Source organism: Synechococcus sp. WH 8016, assembly GCF_000230675.1.
Classification (GTDB): domain Bacteria; phylum Cyanobacteriota; class Cyanobacteriia; order PCC-6307; family Cyanobiaceae; genus Synechococcus_C.
Map to the genome: position 1 here is coordinate 24,755 of NZ_AGIK01000006.1, position 15,289 is coordinate 40,043.

The following is a 15,289-nucleotide window of genomic DNA, read 5'->3' on the forward strand; positions in this document are numbered from 1 at the left end:
GCTTCGCTATGGCCTGGTTTATCAAGCAGGAAACGTTCACCGCAGCGATGACCTCGTTATCAGCGGAGCAGCGTCGCGTTCATTGCCATGACCATCGCCGTTGGGTTCAAGCTCAACGGCTCGCAGGGTGTGCCATGGCCAGTGGTTTTCTTGTGGATGAGCAACACAAGCCAGGTGGGGGCGGTTTATTGGTCTTCGAGGCTGAAAGCTATGAGGCCGCAAAAGCGTTCATCGCTGCCGATCCGATGATTGCTCGAAACTTGGTGGACTGGACACTGCACGAATGGAAGCCTGTTGAGGGAGCACTTCAGGCTTGATCCCCTGGCGCAGCAGTTTTTAAGGGGGGATTAGCGCGGGTACGTGGCCATCAATCGTTGGACCTCACCGGCGTGGTAGCTACTGCGGGTGAGCGGAGTGCTGACCACTTGGAGGAATCCAAGCTCTTGTTCTCCCTTGAGGCGGTAGCTCTCGAACTGCTCTGGAGTCACAAACCGGTCCACGCTCAGGTGTTTGGGGCCTGGTGACAAGTATTGGCCGATGGTGACGATGTCAACTCGGTGTTCTCTTAAATTGCGAAGCACCTCGATCACTTCCGCGTCGCTCTCGCCAAGGCCCACCATCAATCCCGACTTGCTGTAAGACCGTGGCCAGCCATCGCGAACCCGTTTGAGGAGTTCCAAGGAGCGCTCATAGATCCCCTGCGGACGCGCTTGGCGATATAGCCGCGGCACCGTCTCAATGTTGTGATTGAGCACATGCGGTGATGCCTCCATCACCGTGGCTAGCGCATCCCAATTGCCACAGAAATCGGGAATGAGCAGCTCAATTGTGGTGAGCGGCGAGTGTTGCTTCACCTGCTCGATGCAAGCCACGAACTGCGACGCCCCTCCGTCTTCCAGGTCGTCGCGGTTCACGGACGTGATCACCACGTGTTTGAGCCCAAGCCTGGAGACCGCCTCCCCGAGCCGTTGCGGTTCGGTTGGGTCGAGTGCTCGGACGCTCTTGTCGAAGTCGATGTCGCAGTAGGGACAGGCGCGGGTGCAGCCGGGCCCCATGATCAGGAACGTTGCGGTTCCTCCGGCAAAGCATTCGCCGATATTTGGGCAGCTTGCCTCCTGGCAAACGGTGTTCAGCTTGAGGTCCAGCAGCAGGTCGGCTACCTCGCCAATGCGCTCGCGCTGGGGGGCTTTGACGCGCAACCAGTCAGGTTTCTGAATGGACGTCATCTTTTAAAGTCGCCTCATCGGGATGTAGCGCAGCTTGGTAGCGCACTTCGTTCGGGACGAAGGGGCCGCAGGTTCGAATCCTGTCATCCCGACTCTATGAGTTGCGCTCAACTGAGTTCTGCGCCTGGGTAGCCGCGCGGAGTCACCATTCGGCCCCCTTCCATTCTGCTACTGCTGTTGCCGATGACCAAAACGGTCAGCATGTCAACGGTGTCCACGGGCAAGCTGTCGAGCCGAGAGAACGACACGTGTTCCTCTTGTCGACCTAATTGCCTTGCGATCACAACAGGTGTGGCGTCGGGGCGTTGCGTTAGCAGGATGTCCTTGGCACGGTGCAGCTGCCAATCGCGTCCTTTGGAGCGGGGGTTGTAGAGCGCAACGACGAAATCACCGTTGGCAGCTGCTTCCAGCCGTCGTTCAATCACCTCCCATGGGGTGAGCCGATCGCTAAGGCTCACAGTGCAGAAGTCATGCATCAGCGGCGCTCCAGCTTTTGCCGCTGCAAGCTGCAGTGCAGAGATTCCCGGATGCACGGCAAAGCGAGGTCGTGCGTTTTCTGGTAGCTCCATCCAGAGCTCAAGAGCGAGCCCTGCCATTCCATAAATCCCGCTGTCGCCAGACGACACCAACGCCACGCGAACACCCTGGCAAGCAAGACTCAGCGCTTGCCGGCAGCGGTCTCTCTCCATGGTGAGTTGCCCATCCAGCCGGATCTGATCCGAACGGCGCAGCGGTTCAAGTAAGTCGAGGTAGAGCCCGTATCCCACCCAGGCAGGACAGCGCTCCAGGGCACTGCGGGCTTCAGGAGTGAGCAGGGCTAGATCACCTGGACCACTGCCGATCAGATGGAGTTCGCCCCGTTGCGGTGCATGGGCCTCCATGCTCTCGGCAATCGCCACGGTGACAGCGCCACGTTCAGCCTCGTTGGCGTGGGTGATCCGTTTGCTCAGTTTGAGTCGTGCTTTGTCTCCAGCACTCAGCAATGCCGCCGCTTCTGCAACGGATCCGGTCCCCATTTCTGCAGCAACCACCTGGGATGGGGTTGGCACCGGCACCTCATTCAAGGCTGATGCGGTGTGCAATCGGAAGGGCCAATGGTGAAGCTGTGCGAGCGCTTGGAGCGCCCGTTCATCGCCCTTGCGATCGATGCTGGTGATGCCTGCAACGGCGCTTTCGGCCAGGCCCGCCTCCTCGAGGGCGCTGCTTACGGCGCGCTCGACAAGGTTCAAACTCGTCTCTCGTTCGCAGCCAATCCCAAGCCAAAGCAGTGGTGGGTGCCACGTGCAAGCCCCTGCATGGGCCATCGATGTGCTGATCTCCAACGTTGGTATGGCACGCGTTGGTATGGCATTCGTTGGGATGGCACTGCCTGTTTCGGCATCGGGGCCGAGAAGCTGGCTGGCTTGCGCTGCCGAACTGCTCTGCCACAGCGTGCTCCCCATTGTTTGGATCAGACGGGTGGCCTCTCCACGCGCCTGGGCCTTCATCAGTTGGCTCCAGTTGGCGTCTGTTCCGCCACGTTTCCATCCCCAACCATGTCCGAATGCATCGCTTGCAAGACGGCCTGAAACCGCACTGTCTCCGGTTAGAACCGCTTCTCCTCCGAGCGCGGCAGCGACCTCCCTACTTAATTGTTCGGCGCCAGCTTGGTGGCCGCCAAGCAAAGGAACCACCCTTCGCCCCTTGGCATCGAGCACCAGGACGGCAGGGTCGCTGTCTTTGTCGGTCAGGAGTGGAGCAATCAAACGGGTGACGGCACCCGTGGCTCCGATCACGATCAACACCCCGCCTTCTTGCCAGTGCTGCTGGAGCAACACCGCAGCTGAGTTCACCAGACACGTTCCATCGAGGTCAGGAATGGCAGCGGCAGCGCCAGGGGTGAGCGCTAGTTGATCCGTGAGGCTGCATTGCTGAAGTCTTTGCAGCAACGGCCAGGCCCTTGAGGACAGCCCTAGGGCCAATCGCCGGGCAGCGGTCGGAGGAGACGAGTCGTTCAGGACAGGAGTTTCGGAGGTCAACGCTGGGTGCCATCGGCGTTCAATAGCTCCCGGGCTGATCCTCCCAGGGTGCTGGTTGGAGCAATTCGTTCCGGTTCCGGGTTGGCGAGCTTGCTGGGTTTCTTTGTTGTGTCAGCTCCTTTTTCTGGCATGGCTGTGACTGGCATCTCTGCGTTTGGCAATGACGTTGCTTTCTCTGTGCCTGTGTTCAGGCCCTTGGGCTTGGCGAGTTCTCCTTCAACAGCCTCGCTATCTGCAGCGATTGCATCTTTGCCTTGTTCACCTTCCCCTAAGGCCTTTTCTGCTAAGGGCTCGATCTTCTCCGTTTTGTTATCACCGGCCTTCTCTTCCGAGCCTTTTTCTCTTGAGTCCTTTTCTCCTGAGTCTTTTTCTCCTGAGTCTTTGGCCTTTTCTCCTGCGTCCTTTTCTCCTAAGTCGTTCTCGTCCAAGTCTCTTCCCTCCTCGGCCTGTTGGCTTAATGCCTGTGGCTTCAATCCCTGTGGCTTTGTTTCTGCGTTCTCGAGCCCTTGCGCTTGAGGGACGTTCTCTTCGCTGACAAGTTCTTGCCTTGCGCTTGGGTCTTCAGGCTTGGTTTCACCCAGCAAACGCGCTAGCTCGCTGTCATTCAGGCTCGATTGCAACCAAATTGGTTTGGGGTTCTGCCGCTCAGGGACCACTCTCAATTGGTTGTTGAACATCGGCTCGAGCGATTCACCGATCCCGTTCAGCAATTCCATCTGAACAGTGTTGATCCCTTTGCGGTTGTCGATTCCCTGGAGCCAAAGGGCATCCTGCTGGTCCACGACAAAACTGTCCTCGTTAACCGTGATGCGTAGGCGCCAGCGAGCGTCTCCAGCTCGGAGGTTTTGCAGCGGCGCATTCCATACCAACCAATCGAGCAGCAAAGGGCTGTCCCCCCCGAGCTCAGCCGGACTCACCATCGCCAGCCAAGGGGCATCGCGTTTTGGCTGCGTGCCCATCAGCGGGCGCAGCTGATCTACAGCCCAATGCAAGCTGGCGCCAGGAGTTTTGACGGCTTCTCCCCAGGGATAAGCGGCATAGGCCGTGAACCTGTGGCTCCCTGGACTAAGGGGAGGGAGTTCAAGCGTGACGCGGTTTCCATTCCGTTCACTGATGCGAATGGGTGCTTGGTCATCAATTTGAATCGCGACGTGGGCTCCGAGACCGAGTTCGCGGTCGTTCGCGAGGGGCCAATCCTCGATTTTTAATTCCAGGTTGAGGGGACCGCCCTTGAGCTGGCTCCCATCCAAGGGACTGATGAGTGAAAGCTGGGGATGATGCTTCGCTAAGGCTTGATGGAGCTGCTGAACCGCACCAGGTGGTTCCACTTCTCGAAGGCGGCCTGATGGGTTTTGGGTCGGAAGATTCTTGCCTTGATTAGGAGCGGATGTGGAGTTGGGCTGATTGGCCCAAGGCAACGACGGAATGGCCAGCACGGGTTGTCCCGTTCCAAAGAGGAGGATCAGGGCGAAGAGTGCTGCGAACCATCGGATGCTTGCTTGTCGCCGGCCCGATTTATCCATGGAGCGGAGAGGATGTGCCGCCATTCTGAATGGCCCCACTTCGCAGGTCCAGGGCGCTGACTGAGTATTAATTAGCGAAAGAAAATAAGAGGGTTGTTGATAGTTTTGTGTCTTGATTGGGTGGTTCTCGCTGACACCACCTGCAAACCAGACCCCAGTTGCAGACTGGATCGCCGCCGGATTGAACCTTTGTAACTCGATGAGGGTTAAGGCCCTCTCGCGACTCTATGCTCAAATCAGCGGTCCCCTCTTTGGGGCCCAAAGCACCAGTGATGGACAGGGTTTTCCTGGCTTGAACTGGCGCCCGGCTACAGCCTTCGGGCTTTGGCCGGGGCCCCGGCGAACTGTCCGGTTCTCCGGAGGGGTGGCCCTCCACCTCGATCCCGTCCCTCGAGGAACGACTCGATGACCATCAGCCCACCAGAGCGTGGGAGCACCGCGAAGAGCCAAGTCGAAAAGGTTGACAATCCAGCAACCTTTGAATTGTTCGGCAAGCCCGGACATTTCGACCGAGCTCTCGCGAAAGGCCCCAAGACCACAACATGGGTCTGGAACCTCCACGCCAACGCTCACGATTTCGATAGCCACACGAGTGACCTTGAAGAGGTTTCTCGGAAGATCTTTAGTGCTCACTTCGGCCATTTGGCCGTGATCTTCATCTGGCTAAGCGGCGCTTTCTTCCACGGAGCCCGCTTTTCCAACTTCTCCGGCTGGCTCGCCGATCCCACCCACGTGAAGCCAAGTGCTCAGGTGGTGTGGCCCGTGTTTGGCCAGGAGATTCTCAACGGTGATATGGGTGCCGGTTTCCAAGGCATTCAGATCACATCTGGCCTCTTTCACGTCTGGCGTGCATGGGGCATCACCAACGAGACCCAGCTGATGTCGCTTGCCATCGGCGCTCTGGTGATGGCCGGTCTCATGCTGAATGCCGGTGTTTTCCACTATCACAAGGCAGCTCCCAAGCTCGAGTGGTTCCAGAACGTTGAGTCGATGCTCAACCACCACTTGGCAGGTTTGCTTGGTCTCGGTTCCCTTTCCTGGACCGGGCACCTTCTGCATGTGTCTCTGCCGACCACCAAGTTGATGGATGCCATCGACGCCGGCCAGCCGCTGGTGCTCAATGGCAAAACCATTGCTTCTGTCGCAGACATTCCACTGCCACACGAATTCTTTAATCAGGATTTGATCGCGCAGCTCTATCCAGGATTTGGTGCCGGTATTGGCGCCTTCTTCTCTGGTGATTGGGCTGCATACAGCGACTTCCTGACCTTTAAAGGTGGAATTAATCCAGTTACCGGAAGCATGTGGATGAGCGATATCGCTCATCACCACCTAGCCATCGCGGTGTTGTTCATCGTGGCTGGTCACATGTACCGCACGAACTGGGGCATTGGGCACTCCATCAAGGAGATCCTCGAAGGTCAGAAGGGTGATCCCCTTCTATTCCCTGCAACCAATGGGCACGACGGACTCTTTGAGTTCATGACGACCTCTTGGCATGCTCAGTTGGGAGTCAATCTGGCCATGCTCGGTTCGCTGAGCATCATCGTGGCCCAGCACATGTATGCGATGCCTCCGTATCCATACATGGCGATTGATTATCCGACTCAGATCGGACTGTTCACCCACCACATGTGGATCGGTGGCTTCCTAATCGTTGGCGCTGCTGCTCACGCCGCAATCGCCATGATCCGCGATTACGACCCTGCCAAGCATGTGGATAACGTGCTCGATCGCGTGCTCAAAGCTCGCGATGCCCTGATCAGCCACCTCAACTGGGTGTGCATCTGGTTGGGCTTCCATAGCTTTGGCCTCTACATCCACAACGACACCATGCGTGCTCTGGGCCGTCCCCAGGACATGTTTAGTGATTCAGCGATTCAGCTGAAGCCTGTGTTCGCTCAGTGGATTCAGGGTTTGCATGCCGGAGCTGCCGGTAGCACCGCTCCCAACGCACTTGCTGGCGTGAGTGAGGTGTTCAACGGCTCCACGATTGCCGTTGGTGGCAAGGTTGCTGCAGCAGCGATTCCTCTTGGGACCGCTGACTTCATGGTGCACCACATCCACGCATTCACGATTCACGTGACTGTGTTGATCCTTCTCAAAGGTGTGCTCTATGCCCGTAGCTCCCGCCTCGTTCCAGATAAAGCAAACCTGGGCTTCCGCTTCCCTTGCGACGGACCTGGCCGAGGTGGCACCTGTCAGGTGTCTGCTTGGGACCATGTGTTCCTAGGCCTGTTCTGGATGTATAACTCCCTCTCCATCGTGATTTTCCACTTCAGCTGGAAGATGCAAAGCGATGTTTGGGGAACCGTGAATGCTGATGGCAGTGTCCAACACATCACGAATGGCAATTTTGCCAACAGTGCAATCACCATTAATGGCTGGCTGCGTGACTTCTTGTGGGCCCAGGCCGCGCAGGTGATCAACAGCTACGGCTCGAACACCAGTGCCTATGGCCTGATGTTCCTTGGTGCTCACTTCGTCTGGGCCTTCAGCTTGATGTTCTTGTTCAGTGGCCGCGGCTATTGGCAGGAATTGATTGAGTCCATCGTTTGGGCTCACAACAAGCTGAAGGTGGCACCTGCCATCCAGCCCCGTGCACTCTCAATCACCCAGGGCCGTGCCGTGGGTGTCGCTCATTACCTCTTGGGCGGCATCGCGACCACATGGGCCTTCTTCCACGCCCACATCCTTGTGGTCGGCTGACCTCACCTGACCTTTCCCTCTAATGGCAACGAAATTTCCTTCGTTTAGCCAGGGTCTGGCACAGGACCCGACAACCCGCCGCATCTGGTACGGGATCGCCACGGCTCACGACTTCGAGAGCCATGACGGAATGACGGAGGAGAAGCTTTACCAAAAGCTCTTCTCCACCCATTTCGGGCATCTCGCCATCATCGGCCTCTGGGTTTCGGGAAACCTGTTCCATATCGCCTGGCAGGGCAACTTCGAGCAGTGGGTCGCCGACCCTCTGCACGTGCGCCCAATTGCTCATGCAATTTGGGATCCCCACTTCGGTCAAGGCGCTATTGATGCCTTCACCCAAGCGGGTGCATCCTCCCCTGTGAATATTGCCTACTCAGGCCTCTATCACTGGTTTTACACGATCGGCATGACCACGAATGCCGAGCTGTATCAAGGATCCATCTTCATGATGATCCTGTCAGCTTGGGCTCTGTTCGCTGGTTGGCTGCACCTGCAGCCCAAGTTCCGTCCGTCTCTTGCTTGGTTTAAAAACGCGGAATCGCGCCTGAACCACCATCTGGCTGTTCTGTTTGGATTCAGTTCCATCGCATGGACCGGTCACCTGGTTCACGTGGCCATTCCGGAGTCCCGTGGTCAGCACGTTGGTTGGGACAACTTCCTCAACGTGATGCCTCACCCAGCTGGCCTGGGTCCGTTTTTCACCGGCAATTGGGGTGTGTATGCCCAGAACCCTGACACCACTGGTCAGGTTTTTGGTACCGCTGAAGGATCAGGCACTGCGATCCTCACCTTCCTCGGTGGCTTCCACCCTCAGACAGAAGCCCTCTGGCTAACTGACATCGCCCATCACCATTTGGCCATCGGCGTGATCTTCGTGATCGCCGGCCACATGTATCGGACGAATTTCGGAATCGGTCATTCCATCCGCGAGATCCTTGAAGCCCACAACCCACCAACCGGAACTCCCGGAAACCTGGGTGCTGGTCACAAAGGTCTCTACGACACCATCAACAACAGCCTGCACTTCCAGCTTGGTCTTGCTCTTGCCTCTCTTGGCGTGATCACCAGCTTGGTTGCACAGCACATGTATGCGATGCCGTCGTATGCCTTCATCGCGAAGGACTACACAACCCAGGCAGCGCTATACACCCATCACCAGTACATCGCCATCTTCTTGATGTGTGGTGCCTTCGCTCACGGTGCGATCTTCTTCATTCGTGATTACGACCCCGAAGCCAATAAGGACAATGTCCTGGCTCGGATGCTCGAGCACAAAGAAGCGATCATCAGTCACCTGAGTTGGGTCTCCCTTTTCCTGGGCTTCCATACCCTCGGCCTCTACGTCCATAACGACGTGGTTGTGGCGTTTGGAACTCCTGAGAAGCAGATCTTGGTTGAGCCTGTCTTTGCACAGTTCGTCCAGGCTGCTTCCGGTAAAGCGATTTACGGCTTCGATGTTCTTCTCGCTAACGCGGGTGGAGCTGCTGCCAATGCCAACGCGGCCTACATGGGCGGTTGGATGGATGCCATCAACGGTGTTCGTGGCAGCAACGACTTGTTCCTGCCGATTGGCCCCGGTGACTTCCTTGTTCACCACGCCATCGCTCTAGGTCTCCACACCACCACCCTGATCCTTGTGAAGGGTGCTCTGGATGCACGTGGATCCAAGTTGATGCCTGACAAGAAGGACTTCGGTTACTCCTTCCCCTGCGACGGTCCTGGCCGTGGCGGTACCTGTGACATCTCTGCCTGGGATGCGTTCTATCTCGCCGTCTTCTGGGCTCTGAACACAGTGGGTTGGGTCACCTTCTACTGGCATTGGAAGCACCTTGCGATTTGGCAGGGCAACGTGGCTCAGTTCAACGAGTCCAGCACCTATCTCATGGGCTGGTTCCGCGACTACCTATGGCTGAACAGTTCACAGCTGATCAATGGCTACAATCCATTTGGCAGCAACAACCTGGCTGTTTGGTCTTGGATGTTCTTGTTCGGTCACCTGGTTTGGGCGACAGGATTCATGTTCCTGATCTCTTGGCGTGGTTATTGGCAGGAGCTGATTGAGACCATCGTTTGGGCTCATCAGCGCACTCCTCTCGCCAACCTTGTTGGCTGGCGTGACAAGCCTGTGGCTCTCTCCATCGTCCAGGCCCGTGTTGTGGGTCTTGCTCACTTCACGATCGGCTACATCCTGACGTACGCCGCCTTCTTGATCGCCTCCACGTCTGGCAAGTTTGGCTGATTCAGTCCCAACCTCTGCCTGACTAACGAGCCGTTTCTCAGAGATTCACCCGTCCGGTTTACCGGGCGGGTTTTTTATGGGACGGTGAGGGTATCGTCCGTCCAACTACAAACAGATCAGAAGCGAATGATTTGTTTGGCTTTAATTGCCCCCGCTAAAGGCAATGTCCAGCGTGCGTAGATAGGTGTGTAGGCCGGCATCTTGAATCGGCAGCACGTAGGCATCGGCTCCCGACTCGTTGTGGTGAGAATGCCAATAGCCAGGTGGTGTCACGAAAGCGGCTCCAGGCACCCAATCTTCCCGATGTCCATGGATGATCATCCCGTTGTCATCCAGCTTCGTGCCGATCATGGTGTAGCAGCCGGGTTGGCAATCCACAGCGAAATCAAGGGCGATGGATTGGTGGCGATGGGGGCGCTGAATCTGGCCGGCAGGCAAGATTCCGAGCATGGCCCAAAGCGTATGGGTGATCGTTCGCGTTTGTGGGAAATGGCTATTGCCCAGCAATACGCTGACGCGGTTGGCGCGAGCACCGGTAGGGCTGTTCGCAATCGCTTCAAGATGCCGTTTGCTGTCCCGATGGCTGTAAAAGCTTGGTTCAAAGCGAGCTTGGGTTGGCTCTACTCCGAGGTAACGCAGGAGCGGAGCATCATGCACCCAATACAAACCTGCTTTTTCCTGACTGGTGTGGATTGCGTCCCCTCCTGCAGGCAGCACCAAAAGGTCACCTTTTGACCATTGGAATGTTTGCCCACAGGCTTGGGTCTCCCCTTCTCCACGCGTGACGAAAAACAGCTGACTTGTTGCAACAGCACTGGTGCGTTGATCACCACAGTCGAGACGCACAAAATTGGCGCAAAGAGCAGGACCGGTGGCAGGGCCAGTGCAGCCGAGCTCTTTACTAAGGTCTAAAGGAAGAACCTCACAGCCGGATTGATCGAAAAAATCCGGCGAAAACGACCGATAGGGAACCGATGAGATCAGTCCGCTCTGTTGGGGGTTTGCAGCGGATCGGTAATCAAAAAAACGGGCTTGCTCAGATGAGGCCTGATGCAATGTGGGAACTACCAAGGAGCCGGCCTCAACGGAACGCATACCTTATCGATCAATGGGATAGGGATTGTATGAGTGGCGTCATTCTCAGAAGTCAGCCTTGAGCCGGCTGCCTAACAGCACAGCATGGATTTTGAGCTCTGTTCAGGCGAAAGGTGAAACAAGCTCGGAACGTTCTCTATCCCAAAGGATGAGAGAGAAGCAATCGCCAATTTGAGATAAATAAAGCCTATGAACACCCTCAACTAGGTGAATGTTTGCTTCATGGCATTCTTTTAATCGATAATTTGGAATTCGTTCTGAAAGGTGATGGATGTGGTGATAGGCAATATCGGCGGTAAACCAATTCAAAACAGCAGGCATTTGTAGGAAGGAGGATCCAGAGAGGGCACCGCGGAAATAACTCCAATTGTCTTCATTGCTTGTGTAAGAGTCTGGGAAATTATGTTGAATGAAAAAGACCGCAATCATCACGGCGGCACTGCAGCTCATGACCAAGGCATAAAGGATCCAAAAATGTGCATAGCCAATAGAGCTGCCAATCCACCACCACAAAAGGCCCACAACGGCTGTGTTGGCGACCATGTCGACACATTCACCGCCGGTGTAGAAGAAGCTCGATTTGTAGTTTGAGCAAATTTGTTTAGGAGATTCCCAGCTCCCAGTGCGTACCATCTTGATGGTGCTTTTGATGGAATGACCAATGAATTCAAAGAAGCTCAATAGCAAGGCAAGTCTTGGCTTGATGATGAGATAAAAGAAACCACCTGGGAATAACAGCAATGGATGGCGCAAGATGCGATAAAGCCACTGCGAACGTGGAGATCTCGTTTCATATTGTTCGCGTGTGATGAGAGCAGATGGTCCGCGATAGCGGTCCCAATTTCCATTGTGTTTGTGATGAAAGGCGTGCCCCCTTGACCAGGGATGTTGCGGCATGCCGTGAATCAAGCTCAATCCGAAGGCCGCAATTCGATTCGACCGCTTGGAACGGAACAGACTTTGATGTCCGCAGTCATGCATCAGGGAGAAGCTGCGACTGAGCAGCAGAACCATCAACACCAGGAGCAAGGGTGTCATCACAATGGCTGTGATGTTGAACGATGTTGTAACCGCAGCCATTGCGATCGCTACAGCGATGATGGGAATCACGGTGTTGAAGATCTGCCAGCTCGCGATGCGATCATCACTGGCCATAAACGGAGCGAGTTGGAAGTCGATCCGTTTGGGGTAATTGCTAGATGCCATGTCTTGGCTAATGGTCTTTGCGGTCGTTGTCATGCAGCTTCCACGTGGGTTGCCGCGATCGGCTTGATCAGAGAACCTATCTCTTTTTTGCTCCAACCGGTTTGTCAATTGCCTTGCGCGTGCTGAATTTGTGCTCTCTGCCTCCAGCCTTTGAGGCTCAAATAAACGGCTGGAACAACGAACAGAGAGAGCAGTGTGGAGATCAGCAAGCCGCTGAAGACCACCGTGCCGATACTGATCCGACTCGCTGATCCTGTTCCGCTGGCGAGCAGCAAGGGCAGAAATCCTGCCAAGGAGGTAATGGCTGTCAAAACAATGGGCCGCATGCGCTCTTCTGCGGCGTCGGTGATGGCCTCTCGAAGAGGTAGGCCTGCGCGGATCCTCTGATTGGCAAATTCCACAATCAGAATTCCATTCTTTGCGGCCAAGCTCACGAGCACGAGAAGGCCCATCTGGCCGTAAACATCAAGTGGCAGCCCACGCAGTTTGATTCCGATCAGAGCACCGAGGAGTGCAAGAGGCACTGACAGCAAAATCACGAGGGGGTCGAGAAAACTCTCGTACAAACCAGCGAGCAAGAGGTAAACCACCACCACGCTCAAACCAAAGAAGGCCCAAGTGACGCCTTCGGCCACCCTTTCTTCTTCTGCCAGGCCTGTAAAAGCAAGCCCAATGTTGCCCCCTCCAATTTGTTCGCCTGTGGCTTCAAGGATGTTGATGGCTTGTCCGCTACTCGTTCCTTTCGCCGGCACGGCGCTGACCCGGATGGATCGGTTGAGGGCGTAATGATCAATCGAGCCGGTCCCCTCAACTTTTTCAAGTCGGGCCACGCTTTCAGCGCTGACAAGTTCCCCATCACGGTTTCGGAGCATGAGGGATTCAATGTCCTCTGGGCGATTGCGGTCGCTGCCCTCCATCTGAATCCAAATGCTGCGAATCTCTCCGTCGGCATAGGTGTCATCGAGATAGCGTCCGCCGATGGACATGCCAATCGAATTCAGGGTTTCTCTGTATGGGAGATTCAGTGCTGCCATTTGATCGCGGTCTAAAACGAGGCGCCATCTCGGGGCACTGGCGTCAAAACGCGTGCTGACCCGTTCAAATTTCCCCGTTTCCTTGGCTCGTGCAATAAAGGCCGTGGCGACCTGTTCGAATTGGACCAGGCTCAGTTGGCCAGCGCTGCGGTCTAGCAGCTCAATATTCAAAGCTGAATCACCGCTAAACCCACGCACGGTTGGCGGTGTAATCAGCACAACTTTGGCATCGCTGATCGAGCGGTTCAGGGCTTTTTGCAGTCGACGCTTGATGGCTTGATCGCTTTGCTCTGCTCCGCCTCTCTCCTGTAATGGCTTCAATCTGAGGTAGAACGAGCCCTTGTCTTCCCCGCTTTGCCCAAACGAACTTCCTGCGTAGAAGTTCCCTGACCGGATCAGGGGCTCCTGCTCAATGACAGCGCGAATGGCATCCATGCTTGCCACGCTTCGTTCCAGGCTGGCGCCTTCCGACAAGGTGAAATAACCGCGTATCTGGCCCTGGTCTTCGTTGGGGATAAAGGCTGTCGGCGTGTTGCTGAGGACGACTCCCGTGAGCATCAAGCTGATGATGAGAACGAGGCCCACCCAATTGGGGCGATTCAACAGCTTGCGCAGGGTTCGTGAGTAGTGCGCTTCAGTGCGCTGCATGGCCTTTCGGAGCCGATCGCTGAGTCGTCTGATCGGTCCTGGCAAGCGTCCATTCCCTGGGGTGAGGACCCTGGCTGATGCCATTGGCGTGAACGTGAGGGCGTTCAGCGTGGAAAAAACAATGGCGGCCGTAATCGTCAAGGCAATGGGTTCATAGAGGCGTCCAATCGACCCTGGAATCAGCAGAACAGGAACGAACACCGCCACAAGAACCAAGGATGTGGCCACGATTGCCCCGGCCAATTCCTGCATCGCTGTTTCAGCAGCCTTTAGGGGTGGGTCCCCTTTCTCAATGCGATCGGCAATTTCCTCGCTCACAACAATGGCATCGTCAACAACGATGCCTGTGGCAAGAATCAGTCCGAATAGGTTCAAACTGTTGATATCTGAACCGCTGAGGCGGATCACCAACAAGCTGCCTACCAACGAAATGGGGACGGCGATTCCTGGCACCATGGCTAATCGCCATCTCCCCAGGAAGAGCACTAAAACAACCAAAACCAGCAGGACGGCATCGCGCAGTGTCGTGACGGTGCGATCGAGATTGGCCTGGATGGTGTCGGCCGTATCCACGATGGTTTGCATCGTGATGCCGGGGGGAAAGCCTGATTCGAGTTTTGCGAGATTGCTGCGGATGCTTCGGCTGAGAGCCAGGGCATTCGCTCCATCTCTTTGATAAATCCCTACGGCAACGGAGCGTTCTCCCTGCAGATTGATCGCAGCCCTCCCGTAACTGCGTTGTCCAAGGCTGACGCGGCCGACATCTTTGAGGCGAATGAGGCCCCCGTTGGCCAATCGTTTGATGACCAGGTTTTCAAGTTCGCCCTGGCTGCGCAAGCGACCGTCGGTTTCGACGGGAAGGCTCAGAAGTTGTCCTGGTGGAGCCGGTGCGCTGCCAAGAGCGCCGATGGCCGCCAGAACGTTTTGCTCGACAAGCGCTGTGCTGACATCCGTAATCGTGAGATTGGCTTGTTCCAGTTTTTGAGGATCCATCCACAGGCGATAGGCCAACTCGCTGCTTCCGAATACACGAATGTCTCCCACGCCGGCAATCGAGCGGAGCGATTCTCTGAGCGACTGTTCAAGCCAGCCTGGGAGGAAGGTGGGAACGTAGAGATCTTGTGGATGACTAAAGCCCAGGATCATCAGGAAATCGCTAGAGGAGCGACTCACGCTCAGCCCCTGGCGGGTTACGGCTTGCGGTAATCGGCGCAGCGCCAAATTGACTTCGTTTTGGACCTTGATCGCGTTGAGTTGAGGGCTGCCTTTCTTGAAGCGAAGGCTGATCCTTGATTGCCCTTCACTGCTGGTGGACTGAATGCTGTCGAGATCACTGAGACCGTTGAGCTGTTGCTCCAGCACGGTTGTGACGCTCTGTTCCACGACATCAGGAGATGCAGCCGGGAAGCGTGCTGTCACGTTGACCTGGGTTGGGGCCAACTGGGGTAAGTCTTCTAGGCCCAAGCCAGACAGCGACACAAGTCCTGCCAGCAGGACGAGCAGACTGCAGACAACGGTGAGGACAGGCCGCCGCAGAAACGGCTGGGAGATGGACCGCAAGGCGGCAACTGCTGCAAAACCAGATTGATCC

The 15,289-nt window shown here is 56.2% G+C and carries 10 protein-coding genes and 1 tRNA gene; 5 read left to right on the plus strand and 6 right to left on the minus strand.

What is annotated here, in order from left to right; all coding sequences use genetic code 11:
• Nucleotides 1–8: 8 nt before the first annotated feature.
• On the plus strand, nt 9–317 hold the full coding sequence (locus SYN8016DRAFT_RS12475) for a YciI family protein (RefSeq protein ID WP_006854781.1): 309 nt from the start codon (nt 9–11) through the stop codon (nt 315–317).
• Nucleotides 318–347: 30 nt separating this feature from the next.
• Here SYN8016DRAFT_RS12475 and lipA read toward each other — a convergent pair whose 3' ends face one another.
• The gene (gene lipA, locus SYN8016DRAFT_RS12480; RefSeq protein WP_038014889.1) at nt 348–1,217 is read right to left on the minus strand and encodes a lipoyl synthase; all 870 of its coding nucleotides are present in this window, start codon (nt 1,215–1,217) and stop codon (nt 348–350) included.
• A 27-nt stretch (nt 1,218–1,244) separates the two neighbouring features.
• On the opposite strand from lipA, the gene SYN8016DRAFT_RS12485 reads away from it, so the two are divergent.
• A tRNA-Pro gene (locus SYN8016DRAFT_RS12485) sits at nt 1,245–1,318 on the plus strand.
• 15 nt (nt 1,319–1,333) lie between these two features.
• Here the strand turns inward: SYN8016DRAFT_RS12485 and cobJ are convergent.
• A complete protein-coding gene (cobJ, locus tag SYN8016DRAFT_RS12490) occupies nt 1,334–3,244 on the minus strand; it encodes a precorrin-3B C(17)-methyltransferase (RefSeq protein ID WP_006854783.1) in 1,911 nt (636 codons plus the stop codon).
• The gene (locus tag SYN8016DRAFT_RS12495; RefSeq protein ID WP_253909874.1) at nt 3,241–4,791 is read right to left on the minus strand and encodes a hypothetical protein; all 1,551 of its coding nucleotides are present in this window, start codon (nt 4,789–4,791) and stop codon (nt 3,241–3,243) included. Before SYN8016DRAFT_RS12495 ends, cobJ begins: the two co-directional genes overlap by 4 nt.
• Before the next feature lie 381 nt (nt 4,792–5,172).
• Here SYN8016DRAFT_RS12495 and psaA point away from each other — a divergent pair, with 381 nt between their 5' ends.
• Together psaA and psaB are read left to right on the plus strand one after the other, a co-directional pair.
• Entirely contained in the window at nt 5,173–7,476 is a 2,304-nt protein-coding gene (gene psaA, locus SYN8016DRAFT_RS12505) for a photosystem I core protein PsaA (protein ID WP_006854785.1), read from the plus strand.
• A gap of 22 nt (nt 7,477–7,498) precedes the next feature.
• The gene (psaB, locus tag SYN8016DRAFT_RS12510; protein WP_006854786.1) at nt 7,499–9,715 is read left to right on the plus strand and encodes a photosystem I core protein PsaB; all 2,217 of its coding nucleotides are present in this window, start codon (nt 7,499–7,501) and stop codon (nt 9,713–9,715) included.
• A 141-nt stretch (nt 9,716–9,856) separates the two neighbouring features.
• Here the strand turns inward: psaB and SYN8016DRAFT_RS12515 are convergent, their stop codons facing one another.
• Nucleotides 9,857–10,810, minus strand: coding sequence for a hypothetical protein (locus tag SYN8016DRAFT_RS12515; RefSeq protein ID WP_006854787.1), 954 nt, complete (start codon nt 10,808–10,810; stop codon nt 9,857–9,859).
• 102 nt (nt 10,811–10,912) lie between these two features.
• Nucleotides 10,913–11,890, minus strand: coding sequence for a fatty acid desaturase (locus SYN8016DRAFT_RS12520; RefSeq protein WP_371212451.1), 978 nt, complete (start codon nt 11,888–11,890; stop codon nt 10,913–10,915).
• Here SYN8016DRAFT_RS12520 and SYN8016DRAFT_RS15875 point away from each other — a divergent pair.
• A complete protein-coding gene (locus SYN8016DRAFT_RS15875) occupies nt 11,853–12,002 on the plus strand; it encodes a hypothetical protein (protein ID WP_244279013.1) in 150 nt (49 codons plus the stop codon). The genes SYN8016DRAFT_RS12520 and SYN8016DRAFT_RS15875 overlap by 38 nt on opposite strands.
• Before the next feature lie 118 nt (nt 12,003–12,120).
• Here the strand turns inward: SYN8016DRAFT_RS15875 and SYN8016DRAFT_RS12525 are convergent, their stop codons facing one another.
• Nucleotides 12,121–15,258 (minus strand): efflux RND transporter permease subunit, encoded by a 3,138-nt coding sequence (locus tag SYN8016DRAFT_RS12525; protein ID WP_006854789.1) that lies wholly within the window; start codon nt 15,256–15,258, stop codon nt 12,121–12,123.
• Between the last annotated feature and the right edge of the window lie 31 nt (nt 15,259–15,289).

What these genes read in the sequence shown, in the direction of transcription:
- SYN8016DRAFT_RS12475 (WP_006854781.1), top strand. Translation starts at nt 9, where the DNA reads ATGGCCTGGTTTATCAAGCAGGAAACGTTCACCGCAGCGATGACCTCG.
- psaB (WP_006854786.1), top strand. Translation starts at nt 7,499, where the DNA reads ATGGCAACGAAATTTCCTTCGTTTAGCCAGGGTCTGGCACAGGACCCG.
- psaA (WP_006854785.1), top strand. Translation starts at nt 5,173, where the DNA reads ATGACCATCAGCCCACCAGAGCGTGGGAGCACCGCGAAGAGCCAAGTC.
- SYN8016DRAFT_RS12520 (WP_371212451.1), bottom strand. Translation starts at nt 11,890, where the DNA reads ATGGCTGCGGTTACAACATCGTTCAACATCACAGCCATTGTGATGACA.
- SYN8016DRAFT_RS12495 (WP_253909874.1), bottom strand. Translation starts at nt 4,791, where the DNA reads ATGGCGGCACATCCTCTCCGCTCCATGGATAAATCGGGCCGGCGACAA.
- SYN8016DRAFT_RS15875 (WP_244279013.1), top strand. Translation starts at nt 11,853, where the DNA reads ATGGCTGTGATGTTGAACGATGTTGTAACCGCAGCCATTGCGATCGCT.
- SYN8016DRAFT_RS12515 (WP_006854787.1), bottom strand. Translation starts at nt 10,810, where the DNA reads ATGCGTTCCGTTGAGGCCGGCTCCTTGGTAGTTCCCACATTGCATCAG.